Origin of the sequence: Legionella lytica (genome assembly GCF_023921225.1) — a bacterium.
Lineage (GTDB): Bacteria > Pseudomonadota > Gammaproteobacteria > Legionellales > Legionellaceae > Legionella > Legionella lytica.
Window position 1 is genome coordinate 848,930 of the sequence record NZ_CP071527.1, and the last position, 17,838, is coordinate 866,767.

Genomic DNA, 17,838 nt, shown 5'->3' on the forward strand with positions numbered 1-17,838 from the left:
TTCTCAAATAAAATAAATAAATTCGTTGGCTTAGCTTGTGATGGCATTATTATTCGTGCCTAATTAACCAACTTTTAATTAATTCAATCTCATCGTGCTTCATCAAGGACACAGGGTGACCAATATCAGGAATCTTTACGGTTTGTAAGCTGGGTTGCAATTGTTGCATTTGGGCTACGGTATCATCTGATAAAACATCAGATAATGCGGCATGCAATAATAGCACAGGGCATTGAATTTTGCTCCATAATGCCCATAGAGGGATATTGTTTTGGGTTGCTAAGATCACATTATCAATTATTTTAGGATCATACGCTAATTGGTAATGCTTATTGGGGCTTTCCCATACTCCAGCTACGACAAGTTGTTGCCATTGTTCTGGGCTTAATTGTGCATAGCTTGAATAGGTTTTTTTAAAATATGTTTCTACTTCCTCTAGGGTTTTAAAGGAATGTTTGCTTCCTTCTTTTCCATAATCAATAATTCGTTGCAGAGCTTTGGTGTCAACCTGGGGACCTATGTCGTTAAGCACCAGTTTTTTAATCGGTGAATTGTTCATTGCAGCCATGATCATGCCGATCATTCCTCCCATCGAGGTGCCAATGTAATCAATTTCGGTTACACCCAGTTGGGCTAATAAAATAGTGATGTCAGCAATGTATGTCGGCGCCGAATAATCGTTGGCATTAGTTACTTTATCACTTAAACCACGACCTACCATGTCAGGACAGATAACGCGATAATGGGAAGAAAGTGCCTGAGCCAGCTCATCAAAATCTCGAGCGTTACGAAATAGGCCATGAACACAGAGTAATACCTTGGGATTGTTCGGATTTCCCCATTCATAATAATTCATTTGATGAAAAGATTGGCTGTCTATTCCCATAACCTGGTGTTTTTGCATGAACTCATCGCTCCTTGTTCCCTATGTTCTATATTATAGACCAGCTAATTCAAAGACAGTCATGAAACTATTTGATTATAAAAATCAAAATAACCCCGTACACCAATGGATTAGGCAAATTGCATTTAAAAGTATTACGTAATGTAAGAAGGGCAAATTACCGTGGCCAAACCACGGTAATTGAAGAATTACTTTACGCCAATATAAATGGTCACCTCATCAGAGCCTTTATATGCTTCAAAATCGCTAACAAAGCTACGCTGAAATTCAGGGTTTCGCTCAAAATAATTCCAAATGCGCTGCCAGGTTTCCACCACTGTGGCAGGTATGGGCCCTTTCCCTTGGAAAACAAAATAGCTCCCTGTTTCAATAGTAACTGAATTCAATTGAGCTGGGGTTTCATCGGAGGGAATACCTACAGTAACCGTGTAAAGCCCGTTGGCATCAGATTCATAGTCGGAATAAACAGCTACGAGCGTTGCATTCGCAGCTAAACCACTGGAATGAACTTGTTGCCAAAGATTAGGCAGTTTCGCGGTACTTTCCCCAAACTCATCACTATTTTGAGTTCGAGTACTTAAGCCGGTTACTCTAAAACTATTTACCTGTTTTAGGCTTGGTAGTATAGAGGACATTTGCATTACTCCTATTTAGTCGGTGGTTTTTCCAACAGAAACAACCCGTAGTCGATTCGCATCGGGATCTTGGGCAAGAAAAGTATAACCATAGGGTACACCAGTTGGTGGATGGATTATATTTATTTCTTTAGCTTGCCAATGAGCAAAAAGCTCATCGACTTTTTGATGATCACCCACCGTAAATGCCAATTCGCCATTACCATTATTTTTATCCGTAGATGGCTCCACCGTATGTTTCGCTTTCAATGCTAAACTCATTCCATTTGATAATTTAAACTCATGAAATGTTGGTGAATGTTCTTCTGGCATTATGCCAAGTAAATCACGGTAAAAATTGCTGCTTAGAGCAACCGTCTCAACATACAGTACAATAACACTAGGCTCGAATATCATGTTTTCTCCTTCAATTGATAAGTGATATGAACGGGCCTAGTTTACTGATCTACACTGACAGTTTTTGTCAGTAGTGAGTAGCTACTGTTCAGGAATATTATGAGCTTCACGCCATTTTTGTAAGAGCGTTTGCCGTCGTTTGGGATAGCGGATTTCTAACGGTGCTAATGTGACAATTCTATCCGTGCGAAAATGGCGGAAATCTGAGCGCAATTCGCACCAGGCAACAATAACATGGACTTCTTCAAAAAAACCAAGAGCCAATGGCCAGAGTACACGTTGCGACTCATCTCCTTTGACATCAACATAGGTCATTTGCAGCTTGTATTCTTTACGGATTGCATGACGAATTAAGGCTTCGTTTTTGTCATTATGTTCTATTGCTGTTTTGGCAGGTCCAATCAGTAAGCCTGAAAACTCAAGCTGGTGTCGCAGATCCTCTGGAAGGACTGCAGATATTTTAGCCAGGACATTGGTTGCTGCAAGCCTTAATTTCTTATCGGCTCTACGGGCTACCCAGCGTGAACCCAGTACTAAAGCTTCAATTTCTTCTTCAGAAAACATAAGGGGAGGCAACATAAATCCCGGGCGTAATACATAGCCCATACCCGGTTCTCCTTCGATGGAGGCGCCTTGGGTTTGTAACGTAGCAATGTCTCGATAAATTGTCCGTAGACTTACATCAAGCTCATCAGCTAATTGTTGCCCACTAATGGGATATCGGTAGCGCCGCAATATCTGGATTAGATCAAAAAGTCGTTGGGTTCGAGACAAAAGAAAAACCTCTCTATCGTTTAATACTAACATATTTTGGCAGTATTAATCTAAATTTTCTATAGGTGTTTTTTATATCCCCACAGTTTTCAGTATGTTGCTCTTTAGTCTATTTATCGCCCAATAAGATCTAAATATGTTAAAATAATTTTATTTTGTTGCCTGGAGGATTTAATGCAGCATTCATTGGTGATTTTGTCTCTTGATGAGCAGGAATTAGTTTTTTTATTTCCAGAAAAGAATAGTTGGAAAACATCCAATACTCCTCAAACACCTGCCTGTATTGCGGCAGAAACATTGCTTAATTTTGTCCACATGAATAGACAAACAGATTATCAGGTTTCTAATTCAGACCATGAAACGCAAACTCAAGATCAGATAAAAGTACTAGGTCGCGTTAATGTGATTTTAGCTTTAGATCTTTTTTTAATCCAAAGTGCTCATATGTTTTATCTTCAGGATTCGCATCGAGAGTACTATATGCGGGCGTTGAATCGTTTTCTTGTAAACGGCATGCAGGAAGATTTTTTAACCACATCAGAGAGGCAACTTCTTAAACCAATACTCAAGAAAATATTAGACGCTGCGTCTAATGAATTGCAGGCAGAGCCTGCGTTGAGTGAACGCGGTAGTACTCTTTTGGTTGAGGTGCAAGAAGATAATTATTTAACACATCCTTTTTATCAAGTATTAGCTCAATGTTTTGTTGCTCAAAAACAACAATTGACGCTGCATGAACAAGGTAACTCTATTCAATGGATGTGGTGGAGAAGGAAAACCGATTTTGCTACTAAACTTTTGGAAAAATATCAGGAAAAAGGCTTAATTCCACCTTGCTTTGTTCTGTCAAAAGAGAAACATACTGTGGATGGCGAAGCATTGTTAAATGCGATCAAGCCTGAAGCAAGTTCTTCCGTAGCATTCCCTTCAAATTAACAAAGCTAGATTGCAAGTAATTGATGGCACTTAGACTGAATTACCACAGGCAAGCTGTGGTAATTCAGTTTTCTACAGGCCATGCGGTACTGCGTTTCATCTAATCTGTGTGATTAATTAATCCGCGTTCATTCTAGAGAACTCCAAAAATCCGAGCATTGACTAGGGTTTTTGTTTATAAATCAAAGAGTTTATGATATGTGATTTTATTTAGGTATCTTATCAGGGGATGGAATATCAGAGCCCTACAGACGAGTTGGATTAAATTTTGTTGATGTTTGGATCAAGGCTATGTTGGTTAATAAAATATAGTCTTGATGCTAAGTAACATATATTATCTGATCTTAACTTCATGAGTTGTGCTAAATTTAGTTTTATGCATTGATTATTTCGGTCTTAGGATGAGGAGTTACTATGAGCAAGGTTGCTGATTTTTTACTCATCGGCGGGGGATTAGCTGGTGTTTTTGCCGCAAATGTTCTTAGACGAGAAGGCGAAACAGGTAAAATTGTCATACTGTCAACAGAAGAGTATCTTCCTTATTTTCGCATGCAAATTCCCAAAGCGTTTCTTCTTGGAAAACAAACAAAAGAGCAATTATATATATTCGATGAGCACTACTATCAAAAGAATAATATCGAAATTATTTTGAATACCAAAGCACAGGCCCTTGATACAAAAAATAAACGTGTCAAAACGGCGCATGCTGGAGAATTTCACTATAAGAAGCTACTTATTGCAACAGGATGTAGTCCTAAAAAAATTACCATCCCAGGTGCAAAATTACCGGGAGTACATTATCTAAGAACAATTGACGATGCTGAAGCAATTATTAAAGAAATGGAGGCCGCAAAAAAGGTCATTATTTATGGTGATAGTTATCTTACGATAGAGCTTGCTTCTACTTTGAGCCAAAAAGGGATCAGGGTAACCATTATTACTCCAGAGTTTGATACAGGAAATTTCAAAGTTTGTACGGAGATTGCTCATTTTCTTACGAACAATGGAGTAGAAGTTATCCTCGGGGAAAAAATTACCAAAATTGAGGGTAGTGAGCGTGCTCAATCAGTAAAAACGAATACAGGAAAAAAGGTCTCTTGTGACTTTATCATTGTCGACATGGGCTTAAAGCCGAACACAGACTTTCTTAATGAGAGCGGTATTGAGCTTGATACTGATCATAGCATTTTAGTGAATCAGCATATGCAAACCAACATCCCTGATATTTATGCGGCTGGTGATGTAGTTACATTTTATGATCCAATCTTCGAAAAATTTCGTAAAACGCGATATGGTGATACGGCAATTAAGCAAGGAAAAATTGCCGCAGCGAATATGTCAGGTGCCAGACACTACAACCGTACCGCATCCTATTTATTTTTCTATGCCTTTGGTACTGCAATTATCATTATCGGCGATGCAAGTGACGCTACTGAGCTTTTAGTAAGAGGTTTTCCTAAAGAGAAGAACTTCGCCAATCTTTATTTAAAAAATAACATACTTCAAGGCGCCATTTTAATTGGACGTCCTACGACTGAAATTAAAGCGGCCGAATCACTTATTGAAAATCACACCGATTTAAAACCAGTTAAAGAGCAACTTATTGATCTCTCATTTCCTCTGGAACCTCTTGCAACCCAAACGCTTATTGCGCTTCAAGGTGGCGGTGCCTTTGGTGCTTTTGAGTGTGGGGTAATTAGGGCAATGGAAGAATTGGAAATTTATCCTGACATTGTGGCAGGTATATCAATAGGTGCATTTAATGCAGCGATTGTTGCAGGGAATCCACGAAATGCAACTGCGGCATTAGAAGCATTTTGGAATGATCTTGCATTAGAGACTCCCGAAATTTTCGATGAGCAATCAAGAAGATTTTTATCCTATTTGCAAGCCATTATTTGGGGCTCACCAAATTTTTTTCATCCACGATGGCTCTCTCCTTTTATGAATTTAAATGAGATTTCTGCGCATTGTACTAGTTTTTATGACACCGATCCGGTAAAAAAACTCCTTCATAAGTACGTTGATTTTAAAAAACTAAAGAGTAGTCCGGTTCGTTTGCTCGTTATGGCAGTGAATGTCGAAACCTCTGAGTTTGAAACTTTTGATAGTTATACTGATGATTTTACCCCTGAGCACATTATTGCTAGTGGAAGTTTGCCTCCAGCATTTCCATGGACAACCATTGGTGGAAAACATTATTGGGATGGAGGAATTGTTACGAATACTCCTCTTGATTCCGCCCTTGAAATTTGTGGCTGGAGCGGTAAAAAAGTTTATGTGGTTGATGTGTATCCAAAAAAACGAGGTCTTCCGAAAAATATCGTTGAAGTGCTTTCTAGAAAAAACGAGATTTTATTTGCTGAAAAGATGAGAAAAGATTTTCGCACTCAAGATCTAATTGGTGATTATAAAAAGCTGATTGAGTTTATTTTAGCTTATTGCGATCCGGAGGCAATTAAGGAAATTACGGAATTACCTATATTTATTCAAATAATGGGCGATCCCGGTGTATTGTCCGTCACCAGGATTATGCTGCAAACAGAAAAAGAAGGTTTGTATTCATGGGATTCCGATTTCTCAAGAAAAACAATCGAAGAGCTTAAAGTCAAAGGTTATGACACGGCTAAAAAAATACTTAATCAATAGTGTACTCATAGCGAGATAAATAATTTTTATAAAATCAAACCTGATTGCTTGCAATCAGGATCTCTTTAAGTGGCAACTAAATTAGCCCATGGATCCCAAAAGTAAATGAGGACATAGAGACGCCCGATAAATTAAAATTTGTACAATTTGGTTTGTTGTTGTAGAATGAAGAAAATTTACATGAATTAGGTTTTATGAGTTCTCTTTGTTCTGAATTGATGCAGAAATCCGCTGAGGATAAGTTTGAATTTCTCTATGGTTTGTTTCTCGAACTCAATGCAGAGGTAAAAACTATTCTTTCATTTGGACCCTGCAATACGGCGCTGGTCCAAAAGACCGATGATTTATTCCATTTTTTAAAGAATAAGGGAACATTTTTCCCATTTCATCTGCAAAAAGATGAATTAGCTATAATGCCAACCATATTTGCGAAAAATTTGCTTTATTCGGCTAAAGAGGACAAAGAGAAAACAGGGAATATTTATGAACACTATTTGCAATTGTCTTTACAATACGGAACGGGGACTTGCGAATTTTTTTCCATAGTTGGAGCCTATTTTCTGGCTAAAAAATACAACGTTGCTCTATCCATTGAAACGATTTTTTCTCAGGAAAGTCATACCTATATCAGGCTATACACCCAACCTGAATACATTCTGGATTTCTGGGCGGAAATGGTATGTGAATATAATGATGATGTTACCTGGCTTGAAGTTCTGGGGCCGAGTTATCAGCGAAGGGATGCTACTTATAGAACTGACTTGGTATTGAATAGTAAAGATTTAATCGCCATGGGAGACCGTGTATTTACAGAAGCAAATGCGAGTGTTCGTTCAAAAACATTACATGAGATCGAAAATAGAGTGGCTCAGTTTTTGCACTCGGTGGCCAGTATTTCCCCTGAAAGAAAACAGGCTTCGATTTTGAAGTAGGCTTGTGGCATCTTAAAAATGCGGCGCAAAGTATCGCTCTAGTGCTGCGTCAAGGTTTTGTCAGACAATTCCTTATTCAAGTTCTTTGTGTAGCGATTTTCCCATTAAAAAATTAGTTAATTCTACTCCACGAATCTCGACTTGTTGTTCTTTAACTGTAGTAAAACCGTATCTTTCAAAAAAAGGTTTTGCTGTAATGCTTGCTTCTACAGCAATCTCTTGAATATTCATTTCATACGCGCAAGCTTCTAGCTTTTTTACAATAGCTGCAGCAATTCCATGTCCTTGATATTCATGATGCACAAATAATCTGTCTAGGTACCCTTCATGTGTTAAATCGCCAAATCCAACGATATCCTGATTATATTCAGCAACATAAGCCACATTTTTTAATAAGGTTTTCCAACGATCAGTGACCTCCAGAGTTGTTTTAGGAGCCCAGGCTTCGAGTTGTGCGGCAGAGTAATCCCTTGCATTAATGTTGTGGATTGTATTTTGAAAAAGTGAAATACATTCAATTAGATCGGCTTCTTTGAGCTTGCGTAACGTGATGGGTAATTTAGACATGATACATATTAGTTCGGATGCGGTGCGAAGTATTGTATTATCACGAGATAATATTTAATAGGAAAAATAATGAAAAGATGTGGCTGGGTGGACGAAAACAAACCTCATTATGTAGAGTACCATGACACGGAGTGGGGTGTTCCGGTACATGATGATATTAAACATTTCGAAATGCTCACCTTAGAAGGAGCCCAAGCAGGTCTTTCTTGGGAAACGATTTTAAAACGACGAGATGCCTATCGACAGGCTTTTAAGCAATTTGATCCCAATACCGTAGTACAAATGACCGATAATGAGCTGGAGGCACTACTAACCGATTCAAACATTATCCGCAATCGCCTCAAAGTATTTTCCGTACGAAAAAATGCCCAAGCATTCCTAGCAATTCAAAAGGAGTTTAGTTCCTTCGACGCCTATGTTTGGAGTTTTGTTAACAATACGCCCAGAATTAACCACCCCAAATCCTTAAAAGAAGTCCCCGCATCAACTCCTGAATCCGATGCCTTATCTAAAGATTTAAAGAAACGAGGCATGAGTTTCGTAGGGTCCACCATCATCTACGCCTACATGCAAGCAATCGGCATGGTCGACGATCACATAACCGACTGCTTCCGCTGTTCGAAATAAACGTAGCCTTGATGCAGCGTAATCAAGGCTTCAGTTATATTTAATTAGTATCAGGAATATCTTTCGCGATATTATTATTGAATAAATTGTTTACTGAGCTGCATGATGAGTCTTTTTTTAGAAACGAAAAACTTAATTATTAATACGCCAGCATTATCTGATTTTAATGATTTATACGCCTTACAATCTGACGCTGACGTGATGAAATATATTGGTCAGGGCGTGCGTACGGAGGCTGAGGTTCTGAGTGGTTTAGAGAAGGCTATTGCGCATTATCAGAAACACAATTTTAGTCTGGGCAGTGTATTTGCAAAAGAAAGTAAGGTATTTGTTGGGCGGGCAGGTTTAATTTATCTGGCGTATGACGATAGCCAACCAGACATAGAAGTGGGGTATGCTCTAACGAAAAATGCATGGAATAAAGGTTATGGTACAGAGTTAGCTCGGGCTCTGATTCATTGGGGATTTGCACATCTCGAAGTTGAAAAACTTGTTGGGGTTATTAATCCTAATAATGAACGTTCACAGCGAGTGTTGGAAAAAGCAGGAATGAATTATGTTGGCTGTTCGCGGTATTGGAATAATGAAGTAAGCTTATATGAGATTCAAAAGGCAGTGTGAATAGGTTTCTATTGAATGAAAATGCTGAGGCAAAACATAACAAATATTTATGGTTCGCAAGGAACGGAGTGGATTGCTAATTTACCTGCTCTGATTACGTCACTTACAAATCATTGGGGCTTAAGAGAGGTAACTCCTGTTGTTAACATGACCTTTAATTATGTTGCTAAAGCCATCTTAAATAATGAGGAGCCAGTTGTCTTAAAAATTAGTTACGATAGGCAAAGTATTTTCAACGAACAACACGCTTTAACCAGCCTGGGGCCCCGTGGTTCTATTAAACTAATTGATTATAACTGCAAGTATAATGCTTTATTATTACAACAAGCAGTTCCTGGGATTACGCTTAAATCCTTATATCGAGAGCAACCAGATTATGTGATGGATTGTTATGTCGAGACAATGCAGCGACTCCACCAGCATCAACCACAGCTGAAACAATCCCCCCATCCTCAAGTTGCCGATTGGCTTAAAGTACTTGAGAGCCCTACGTTGCAACAAATACCTATTACTATGTTAGATAAGGCGGTTGCGTTAAGAAATAAACTCCTTGCCTCACCAAAGCCGCTTATTTTCTTACATGGCGATTTACATCATGACAATATTTTAAAACATGATAATAAATGGCTAGCAATTGATCCCAAAGGGGTTATTGGCGAGCCAGAGTTTGAAATTGCCGCTTTTGATTTTATGTATATTCACGAGCTTACAACAACCCCTGATGTTAAAAGTCTCTTTGCTAGGCGGGTTGAACTGCTTGCAAAAAAATCAGGGCTTGATGCGCAGCGGATCAACGATTGGGTATTGGTACGCTTAATTTTGATGGCTGCATGGTTTATTGAGGATCATGGTGATCCAAGTTCAGCAATAAAATTAGCTGAGCTTATACTGTCTTGATGCAGCGCTGCGCTGCATCAAGCTACATTTAGTTAATTAACTAATTTTACGAACATGGATTTTGCGGCCTTTTAATTTCCCATTTTGTAAATACTGATAGGCTTTGTCGACATGGTTGCGGTGAATTGCAACATAGGAATGCATGGCCGTGACATTAATTTTACCGATCGTAGTTCCTGCCAATCCAGCATCTTTGGTCAATGCACCCAGAATGTCTCCCGGACGAATTTTATCTTTCTTACCAGAAGCAAGGCATAGGGTAACCATTTCTGGCACTAGCCGAGTAGAGTTGCTATTGGCAAACTCATTCGTGTTTCCCCAGACAATGGGGGCGGGTTGGTTTTCTTCAATAGCACAAAGTCGTTGTGCATCTGCTGGCGTGGTAATGCTTAAAGCAATACCTTTATTTCCAGCCCGTCCGGTTCGGCCAATACGGTGAATATGCACGTCATGATCAAAAGCAAGATCAAAATTAATAACAGCAGGAAGCTCCTTAATATCAAGCCCGCGCGCGGCTACATCCGTTGCAACTAGGATAGAACAACTTTGATTGGCAAAACGTAAGACTGCTAGATCACGATCTACTTGCTCCATATCGCCATTTAGCGCAATTGCACTAAAGCCTTCATGAATAAGTTGGTCGGTCACGTCAGCTGTTTGCTGTTTAGTATTACAGAAGATTAATGTGGAAGCGGGTTGATGATGCAGTAACAATGATTTTAATACGGAAAACTTCTGAGCTTGTTTTGCTACTTCATAAAATCGTTGTTCGATATCAATTTCATCTTCTGGGGTTTCCACAACAATTTCTTTCGGGTTCTTCATAAACTGCTTTGATAGTTGTTTTATTTCTTCAGGATAGGTCGCAGAAAAAAGTAAGGTTTGGCGTTGTTTGGGAGTCGCTGAAATGATACTGGTGATGTCATCTAAAAATCCCATATCAAGCATGCGATCCGCTTCATCTAAAACTAAAGTTTTTAGCTGACTCAAATCTAAGGAGCCACCTTTTAAATGCTTAAGGACTCGCCCCGGTGTTCCTACAATGATATGTGCTCCATGCCTTAATGAATCCAATTGGGGTTTCATTGGTATGCCACCGGACAAATTAATAATTTTAACATTGGGCATCAAACAGGCTAAGCGACGAATTGCCTGGCTTACTTGCTCTGCCAATTCACGGGTAGGGCAAAGAACCAAAGCTTGTGCACCAAAAAACGAAATTTTTAAATTATTTAATAGGGATAAACCAAAAGTAGCAGTCTTTCCACTTCCGGTTTTTGCCTGAGCAATAATATCCTCATGGTTAAGGATTATGGGCAGACTTTGCATTTGGATGGGAGTCATATTTTCGTAATTTAACGAATTAAGACTCTTTAATAATTCTTCGCGCAGCGGTAGCTGAGAGAACATGGGGAGGTCAGATTGGATCATTGAAGGCACTTATGTCTTATAAAGAGGGCATAGATTAACATTTTTTAGTTCAATATTAAATCAATTTGTTTGGTGAAATTGGATATTTATCAGCTCCATAGCCAATTTAAATCTCCTAAAAATGCTAAGGTGCATGCTTATTGTCACAAATAATGTTAAAATTGCACAAAAAGAACAAATAGATTCAATTGTGAACATCCTGTTTTGAGAGGCTGGGTTAATGTTAGAAGTAAAAAGCTTAAGTATGTTGTTTGGACCAAAATCGTTATTCCAAAATGTGGATTTGACCTTACTGCCTACGCAACGTTATGGTGTAGTCGGTGCCAATGGCACTGGAAAGTCTACTTTTTTAAAAATATTATCAGGCGAAGAACAAGCATCACAGGGTTCCGTTGAAAAAGCAAAAATGCATAAAATAGGCTTTTTGAAGCAAGATCATTTCCGTTATGAGCAAGATCGCCTAATTGATGTGGTAATTCGTGGAAATCCTGTTTTATGGGATGCACTTACCGAAAAAGAGAGTTTGTATTCTAAAGAAGAGTTTACCGAAGAAGATGGCTTTCGACTCAGCGAATTAGAAGAAATAGTGATGAATCAAGGAGGCTATGAAGCCGAAGCTACCGTAAAAAACTTATTGCTTGGTTTAGGTATCGCCGAAAAATTTCATTATGGTCCATTGAGTGCGTTATCAGGCGGTTACAAATTACGTGTTTTATTGGCACAAGTTCTGTATCAGCAACCCGATATTATGTTGCTTGATGAACCAACCAACCATTTGGATATTGTCTCGATTGCTTGGCTGGAAGAGTTTCTAAAAACTTCATTTAAAGGATTATTGATATTTATTTCGCATGACCGAAGTTTTCTCAACAATACTTCCACGAACATCCTCGATATCGACTACGACACGATCCTGGATTACCCAGGTAATTATGACAAATTTTGTTTTGCTAAAGAGGAACGCTTACGCTTGAAACAAAGTGAGCTGAAAAATCAGGAAAAACGAATTGATGCATTGCAAGGCTTTGTTGATCGCTTTGGTGCAAAAGCAAGTAAGGCCAGTCAGGCGGCTTCACGACAAAAAATGATCGATCGCATTGAATTGGTCGAGATTAAAGACTCGAATATTTTCAAACCTTATTTTAACTTTCAGCAGAAGAAATCTTCAGGCAAAGTAGTCGTCACAGTAGATCAGTTGCACAAAAAATTTGATGAACGCGTTTTATTAAAAAATGTATCCCTTACCATTCAACGTGGCGATAAATGTGCCATTATCGGGCCCAATGGTATTGGCAAATCAACATTCCTAAAAATTTTATTAAAAGAATTACATGCCGATCAGGGGAATTTTGAATGGAGTGATACGGTAAAGGTTGGTTATTTTGCCCAGGATTATCGAACACAACTGAATCCAGAGCAAACTATTTTGCAATGGATGGAAGATCATATAGCCGCCCCTAGCCAGGAAATTAGAAAGGTGCTGGGGCAAGTATTATTCCGCGGAGCGGATGTTGATAAGAAAATTGGCGTATTAAGTGGCGGGGAGTCCGCTCGCCTAATTATGGCCAAATTAATTTTGGAAAAACATAATGCGTTGATCTTTGATGAGCCAACTAACCATTTAGATCTTGAATCTATCGATGCATTAATCGAAGCCATTCAGCTGTTTCCTGGTACTGTATTATTTGTCAGTCATAATCGTTATTTTATTGATGATATCGCAACACGTATCATTGTCTTGACTGAACAATATGGGGTTCAGGATTTTCTCGGTAATTATAATGATTATTTAGAACAGTATGGTAAGGATTATCTGGCAACGGCATAAGCTTCTCAGCCTGCCTCTATTCGCTCTAGGAGTTGGTTTGATTAAAATATATGCATATTTGTTAATCAACTCCAGTAAAGCAACAGTCTATTTTGCACCGCTTATTGAGTTCAATAAGCCTATCAGCTTAAGATATCCGTTTTAGTAATTTTAAAATACCGAACGGTTATTGCTCACAAGTGGATTTACAATGCAATCAGACGAACTAACAAATAAAATAGTAAATGAAGAAACCTCAAACCTCTCCGATGAAGAGCTACATGCGCAAGCGAATCAATATATAGGTGAATTTAATCAGCTTATCTCTCAGAGCCTTCCTTCTGTAATATCTCAGATTATTACACGAGAAGTTTGGAGCAAAAGAGCAAAGGCCTACGAAAACTTTGGTGAATATGCTCTTGATAAATCATCTGATGGTCTAGGTATTACTAACAATGAAATGTTGTGGTTCTTGCGCTCTGCCATGAATGTAAATACTCAGCATGTCGCTCATTGGGGGGAGGTTCTTACCCGGGTGGATCGCTCCGTTAGGACCTATGCCAAAGAAAATAAAATCTCTATTAAAGATTTGAATAATGATCTTAGAGAACAAGATAATGCTAATCCAGACCTGTACCAGGAAAACACGATTACGTATTTACCTTCCCATTCGCGTTCGGTTGATGGGCAGCTGTTGAAGTTAATGAAGAAAGATCCTGACGCCTATGAAAATGTGGTGCAAGGAAAAATGAATATTAACGAAACTTATGTGAAAGCACCAAGAAAACAATACCAACCAATTGAAACAATTAAAAATAAATTTTCTAGCTTGTCTAAATCAGATCGCGAAGCCTTTTTGGAGTGGCTTGAACAAGAAAAAGAAAATCTTGTAGATTAATTGACACAAAGGTAGCCTTGATGCGTCGCGTAATCAAGGTTTCGACGCATATCTTCCTACCAGTTGAGCAATAAAAATGGCTAAATAGGCTTGGCCGCAGAAGGCTTCCATCCAAGACAAGCATTGCATAATAGGAGCGGTAGCTACCACATCGCCGTATCCTACGGTAGTTAAGGTGATGAATGAGAAATAAATTGCTCTGGTGTCGGCATAGGGCTCTAAACCGGTGATTGCTTGGGGATATATTAAATAAACAAGTAAATATAAATAGGCAAAAGTTAAACCGATAAACAGATAAGCAGAGAGGGAGCCAAATAAGGTCGTTACACTAATTGTCTTATCCTGTAATGTCAGTTTGATGCAAGTAACTGTCATTAAGAGGAAAAAAAGTAATCCGAAGAGTAATTTTAAAAAATGATCCGGAAAACTGATTAGCCACATGCTCACGGCAATTAGAACTATTTCTAACATGCCTAAAATAAATAAGCCGTGAATCAGTCTTTGTTTATGCTCCGCGATTGCTAGCAAACTTACAATAATTAGCGCCACTAAAAACAAATCTGCAAGTGACTGCTTGCCTGTTTGTGCTTCAATGGCTTTAAATAAGCAAAAAACTAAAATAACAAAGAATAAAAAAAGGAAACGCCATTTTTTTATAAGAGCCATCATTAATCTTCTTGTTGTTCTTTCTTGGGTTTAATCCGATACAAAATACAATAAAAGGCTGGAACTAAAAACATAGTAAGAATCGTTCCAACAGTTAATCCAAACATAATAGTTACTGCAAGAGAAACCCAAAAGACATCTTGTAGTAAGGGTATCACGCCTAATATAGTGGTCACGGCCGCATTAACTACTGGCGATAAACGGCTCAATCCTGCAGACACCACGGCATCATATGGCTTCATACCATTGGCTAAATTTAAATTCACTTGATCCAAGAGCACCACGGAGTTTTTTATCATCATGCCCGATAAACTCATCGCTCCTAACAAGGCAATAAAACCAAAAGGTACTCCGGTAAGCAGCAAGCCGAAGGTAATCCCGATCATCGCAAAAGGAATTACAGCAATAATGATAATCGGCGGACGATAAGCATTAAATAGCATGACAATAATTAACAGCATAATGACCACGGCGGGAAACAGGCCGGGTTTTAACGCATTCGCCGATTCGGTGCTGCTTTTATATTCCCCATCCCAGGTCAAGGTGTAGCCTGGTGGTAATTTAATTTTTTCGAACTGTGGCAAGATACTCTCACGAAGAGTATTGGCGGTAACTTCATAGGGTGAGCATTGTACGGTAATCGCTCGTTTACGATCCCAACGCCAAAGTATAGGGTCTGTCCAGACAAGCTTTATCCCATCAACTACTTGTGAAACAGGTGTGGTTTTCGTGCTTAATTGTGAATTGACTTGTAATAAGGGCAGCTCAACAGCAGCGGTATCCCGTTCACTCAATGGCTGACGTAATATAATGGGAATCAAACTCTCTTGTTCGCGATAAAGCCCTACAGAAATTCCATCACTCGCTCGTTCTAAGGTTTGGGCTAAATCAAGCCGTGAAATACCTGCCCAACGCGCGCGCTCTTGTTGATATTCAGGAACAATTTGTAATACCGGTTCACGCCAATCAGTGCGTACATCAATTGCATGAGGACTTGCTCTTAAAATTTCCACCGCTTGATTTGCAAGATGACGTAAAGTTTTTGGATCGGCATTGGCGGGTCCACTAAATCGAGCAGCGATTTTCCAGTTATTAAATGCGCCAACGGCATATTTACGTACTCTCACCATGGATTGTGGGTAATTTTTATCATTCCATTTTGGCAGGGTCGCGACTAATCTATCGACATCCTTCAAGCTGTTCATATTCACGATCAATTGCGCATAAGAGGAATAAGGGAATTCCGATTCCACTGGCAAGTAAAAGCGAGGAGGCCCTTGACCAATAAAGGTGCTTACACTGGTAACACCTGGGTCAGACAAAAGCTTTTTCTCAAGTTGTTCAAGATCCGTGGAGACCACCTGGATGCGAGTACCTTCAGGCGCCCAATAGTCAATCATTACTTGTAAGCGCGATGAATCGGGGAAATACATAATAGGGACGAAGCGAAAACCAATAACGGACAGTATCAACAGTCCACACATGCCCAGGCTAAAAAGTATTCGATAGCGTATCGCGGATTCAAGTACGAACTTATATCCTTTATAAAATTTGCTATTATATGCTTCTTCTTGCCCCACTGTTTTCTTGGGATCAGGCATAAATAAAATACACAAAAGGGGAGTGGCTGTTTGGGAAAGCACCCAGCTTAAAAGAAGCGATACGGCAATGACTGTGAATAAACTTCCAGCATATTCTCCGGTATCGTAGGTTGATGCAAAAATGGGGTAAAAAGCCATTGATGCAACAACTGTTGCCCCTAATAATGGCCAAGCAGAAATTTGAGCGGCCTCTTCCGCGGCTTTTTCTCTCGGCATACCTTGCTGCAAACGATGAATAAATCCATCGACTACTACAATGGCATTATCCACCATCATCCCCATGGCAATAATCAATGCCCCCAGAGAGACACGTTGCAAATCGATACGCAGCAATTGCATGACAATAAAGGTGCCCAAAATTGCTAAGATTAAGCCAGAAACACCAATGATCATTCCTGCTCTGAATCCCATGGTAAACGCTAATACCAGTAAAACGATTACTACCGCTTCGAGTAAATTAATGAGGAATGCGTCTATTGATTCAGCAACAATATCGGATTGCCATGAAATTTTATGAATCTCAATTCCTCGGGGAAGTTTGTCCTGCAATTCCTCAAGGCGTTTGTCTACATCTTGGCCCACTTTTACGGCATTAACTCCAGCAAGAGGCGCCAACGCGATTCCAATAGCGGGTAAGCCAGAATAGCGCATTAATTGCTCGGGAGGATCGATATAGCCTTCTTTAACCTCCGCAAAATCCCGAATTCGGATAATTTCATCATTGTTTTGTGGTTTGTTGGGTTTTAATTGGGGGGTAATTGCTAAATCACCAATAGCTTCTGCCGTATTAAACTCACCAGTTGGCGCAATTCGCATCCGTTGCAGCTGATAATTGACGTGTCCTGCATTCACTACTTGGTTTTGCAATTTGAGGGTTTTTTCTATGTCTGCAAGCGACACCTCCAATTGCGAAAACTGAGTATTGGAAATATCCAAATAAATTCTTTTTTGCTGCACACCCCATAAATCAACTCTGGCTACTCCGGGAACAATGTTGAGTTCTTTTTGAATTTCCTTGGTGTAATTTTCAAGTTCAGCATAACTAAACCCATCAGCGGTTACTGCCAAGAGAAAACCAAAGACATAACCAAAATCATCTCCAACCACTGGTGTATCTGTTCCTGGGGGTAAACTGCTCTGAATATCCTGTACTTTCTTGCGTAAGTTATCCCAAACTTGGGGGAGGCGATCGGACCAATATTCGTTTTTGATGTTCACCTTAATGATGGAAAGTCCGGGTCTGGAAATAGACGAGATATCTTTTACTTCCGACATTTCTTGAATTTTTTTCTCGATACGATCCGTAACTTCTAATTCAACTTGTTCTGCGCTAGCGCCTGGATAATGCGTTGTGATCGTTGCTGTCTTCACGGTAAATTCCGGATCTTCCAAACGCCCAAGATTAAAGAAACAAATTGAGCCGGCAATAACGAGTAACAATAAAATAAACGAGGTGACTGTTCTGTTTTTAATGGCGCTGTTTGCTAGTGAAGCCAT

16 protein-coding genes are annotated in these 17,838 nt (G+C 39.3%); 8 read left to right on the top strand and 8 right to left on the bottom strand.

Translation table 11 applies throughout. The features are described 5' to 3' along the window. Positions 1 to 49: 49 nt before the first annotated feature. The 4 genes from J2N86_RS03765 to J2N86_RS03780 form a co-directional block, all read right to left on the bottom strand. Positions 50 to 904, bottom strand: a complete 855-nt coding sequence (locus J2N86_RS03765; protein WP_252581072.1) for an alpha/beta fold hydrolase — start codon at positions 902 to 904, stop codon at positions 50 to 52. Between the two features lie 188 nt (positions 905 to 1,092). Continuing rightward, entirely contained in the window at positions 1,093 to 1,539 is a 447-nt protein-coding gene (locus J2N86_RS03770; RefSeq protein WP_252581073.1) for a GyrI-like domain-containing protein, read from the bottom strand. Positions 1,540 to 1,554: 15 nt separating this feature from the next. Further along, entirely contained in the window at positions 1,555 to 1,935 is a 381-nt protein-coding gene (locus tag J2N86_RS03775) for a VOC family protein (RefSeq protein WP_252581074.1), read from the bottom strand. Between the two features lie 81 nt (positions 1,936 to 2,016). Next, positions 2,017 to 2,709: a helix-turn-helix transcriptional regulator gene (locus tag J2N86_RS03780; protein WP_252581075.1), complete on the bottom strand. Its 693-nt coding sequence runs from the start codon at positions 2,707 to 2,709 to the stop codon at positions 2,017 to 2,019. A gap of 174 nt (positions 2,710 to 2,883) precedes the next feature. Between J2N86_RS03780 and J2N86_RS03785 the strand changes: the two genes are divergently transcribed. The 3 genes from J2N86_RS03785 (at position 2,884) to J2N86_RS03795 (ending at position 7,226) form a co-directional block, all read left to right on the top strand. Further along, positions 2,884 to 3,645 carry a hypothetical protein gene (locus J2N86_RS03785; protein WP_252581076.1) on the top strand — a complete coding sequence of 254 codons (762 nt, stop codon included), beginning with the start codon at positions 2,884 to 2,886 and terminating at the stop codon, positions 3,643 to 3,645. 414 nt (positions 3,646 to 4,059) lie between these two features. Then, a complete protein-coding gene (locus J2N86_RS03790) occupies positions 4,060 to 6,294 on the top strand; it encodes an FAD-dependent oxidoreductase (RefSeq protein WP_252581077.1) in 2,235 nt (744 codons plus the stop codon). Between the two features lie 194 nt (positions 6,295 to 6,488). Next, positions 6,489 to 7,226 carry a hypothetical protein gene (locus tag J2N86_RS03795; protein ID WP_252581078.1) on the top strand — a complete coding sequence of 246 codons (738 nt, stop codon included), beginning with the start codon at positions 6,489 to 6,491 and terminating at the stop codon, positions 7,224 to 7,226. Positions 7,227 to 7,298: 72 nt separating this feature from the next. On the opposite strand, the gene J2N86_RS03800 is transcribed toward J2N86_RS03795, so the two are convergent. Further along, a complete protein-coding gene (locus tag J2N86_RS03800) occupies positions 7,299 to 7,793 on the bottom strand; it encodes a GNAT family N-acetyltransferase (protein WP_252581079.1) in 495 nt (164 codons plus the stop codon). A gap of 69 nt (positions 7,794 to 7,862) precedes the next feature. Between J2N86_RS03800 and J2N86_RS03805 the strand changes: the two genes are divergently transcribed. The 3 genes from J2N86_RS03805 (at position 7,863) to J2N86_RS03815 (ending at position 9,938) form a co-directional block, all read left to right on the top strand. Then, positions 7,863 to 8,420 (top strand): DNA-3-methyladenine glycosylase I, encoded by a 558-nt coding sequence (locus J2N86_RS03805; protein ID WP_252581080.1) that lies wholly within the window; start codon positions 7,863 to 7,865, stop codon positions 8,418 to 8,420. 102 nt (positions 8,421 to 8,522) lie between these two features. Beyond that, on the top strand, positions 8,523 to 9,041 hold the full coding sequence (locus J2N86_RS03810; protein WP_252581081.1) for a GNAT family N-acetyltransferase: 519 nt from the start codon (positions 8,523 to 8,525) through the stop codon (positions 9,039 to 9,041). Positions 9,042 to 9,056: 15 nt separating this feature from the next. Next, positions 9,057 to 9,938: an aminoglycoside phosphotransferase family protein gene (locus J2N86_RS03815; RefSeq protein WP_252581082.1), complete on the top strand. Its 882-nt coding sequence runs from the start codon at positions 9,057 to 9,059 to the stop codon at positions 9,936 to 9,938. A 36-nt stretch (positions 9,939 to 9,974) separates the two neighbouring features. On the opposite strand, the gene dbpA is transcribed toward J2N86_RS03815, so the two are convergent. After that, on the bottom strand, positions 9,975 to 11,369 hold the full coding sequence (dbpA, locus tag J2N86_RS03820) for an ATP-dependent RNA helicase DbpA (RefSeq protein ID WP_252581083.1): 1,395 nt from the start codon (positions 11,367 to 11,369) through the stop codon (positions 9,975 to 9,977). 220 nt (positions 11,370 to 11,589) lie between these two features. On the opposite strand from dbpA, the gene J2N86_RS03825 reads away from it, so the two are divergent. After that, positions 11,590 to 13,197 (top strand): ABC-F family ATP-binding cassette domain-containing protein, encoded by a 1,608-nt coding sequence (locus tag J2N86_RS03825; RefSeq protein WP_252581084.1) that lies wholly within the window; start codon positions 11,590 to 11,592, stop codon positions 13,195 to 13,197. Between the two features lie 190 nt (positions 13,198 to 13,387). After that, the gene (locus tag J2N86_RS03830) at positions 13,388 to 14,074 is read left to right on the top strand and encodes a hypothetical protein (RefSeq protein WP_252581085.1); all 687 of its coding nucleotides are present in this window, start codon (positions 13,388 to 13,390) and stop codon (positions 14,072 to 14,074) included. Positions 14,075 to 14,107: 33 nt separating this feature from the next. On the opposite strand, the gene J2N86_RS03835 is transcribed toward J2N86_RS03830, so the two are convergent. Beyond that, positions 14,108 to 14,743, bottom strand: a complete 636-nt coding sequence (locus tag J2N86_RS03835; RefSeq protein WP_252581086.1) for a potassium channel family protein — start codon at positions 14,741 to 14,743, stop codon at positions 14,108 to 14,110. Further along, positions 14,743 to 17,838 carry an efflux RND transporter permease subunit gene (locus J2N86_RS03840; RefSeq protein ID WP_252581087.1) on the bottom strand — a complete coding sequence of 1,032 codons (3,096 nt, stop codon included), beginning with the start codon at positions 17,836 to 17,838 and terminating at the stop codon, positions 14,743 to 14,745. Before J2N86_RS03840 ends, J2N86_RS03835 begins: the two co-directional genes overlap by 1 nt.

Excerpts from the sequence above, each read along its gene's own strand:
- J2N86_RS03830 (WP_252581085.1), top strand. The coding sequence starts at position 13,388 with ATGCAATCAGACGAACTAACAAATAAAATAGTAAATGAAGAAACCTCA.
- J2N86_RS03785 (WP_252581076.1), top strand. The coding sequence starts at position 2,884 with ATGCAGCATTCATTGGTGATTTTGTCTCTTGATGAGCAGGAATTAGTT.
- J2N86_RS03765 (WP_252581072.1), bottom strand. The coding sequence starts at position 904 with ATGCAAAAACACCAGGTTATGGGAATAGACAGCCAATCTTTTCATCAA.
- J2N86_RS03825 (WP_252581084.1), top strand. The coding sequence starts at position 11,590 with ATGTTAGAAGTAAAAAGCTTAAGTATGTTGTTTGGACCAAAATCGTTA.
- J2N86_RS03840 (WP_252581087.1), bottom strand. The coding sequence starts at position 17,838 with ATGGCTTCACTAGCAAACAGCGCCATTAAAAACAGAACAGTCACCTCG.
- J2N86_RS03805 (WP_252581080.1), top strand. The coding sequence starts at position 7,863 with ATGAAAAGATGTGGCTGGGTGGACGAAAACAAACCTCATTATGTAGAG.
- dbpA (WP_252581083.1), bottom strand. The coding sequence starts at position 11,369 with ATGATCCAATCTGACCTCCCCATGTTCTCTCAGCTACCGCTGCGCGAA.
- J2N86_RS03795 (WP_252581078.1), top strand. The coding sequence starts at position 6,489 with ATGAGTTCTCTTTGTTCTGAATTGATGCAGAAATCCGCTGAGGATAAG.
- J2N86_RS03790 (WP_252581077.1), top strand. The coding sequence starts at position 4,060 with ATGAGCAAGGTTGCTGATTTTTTACTCATCGGCGGGGGATTAGCTGGT.
- J2N86_RS03775 (WP_252581074.1), bottom strand. The coding sequence starts at position 1,935 with ATGATATTCGAGCCTAGTGTTATTGTACTGTATGTTGAGACGGTTGCT.
- J2N86_RS03835 (WP_252581086.1), bottom strand. The coding sequence starts at position 14,743 with ATGATGGCTCTTATAAAAAAATGGCGTTTCCTTTTTTTATTCTTTGTT.
- J2N86_RS03770 (WP_252581073.1), bottom strand. The coding sequence starts at position 1,539 with ATGTCCTCTATACTACCAAGCCTAAAACAGGTAAATAGTTTTAGAGTA.
- J2N86_RS03810 (WP_252581081.1), top strand. The coding sequence starts at position 8,523 with ATGATGAGTCTTTTTTTAGAAACGAAAAACTTAATTATTAATACGCCA.
- J2N86_RS03815 (WP_252581082.1), top strand. The coding sequence starts at position 9,057 with ATGAAAATGCTGAGGCAAAACATAACAAATATTTATGGTTCGCAAGGA.
- J2N86_RS03800 (WP_252581079.1), bottom strand. The coding sequence starts at position 7,793 with ATGTCTAAATTACCCATCACGTTACGCAAGCTCAAAGAAGCCGATCTA.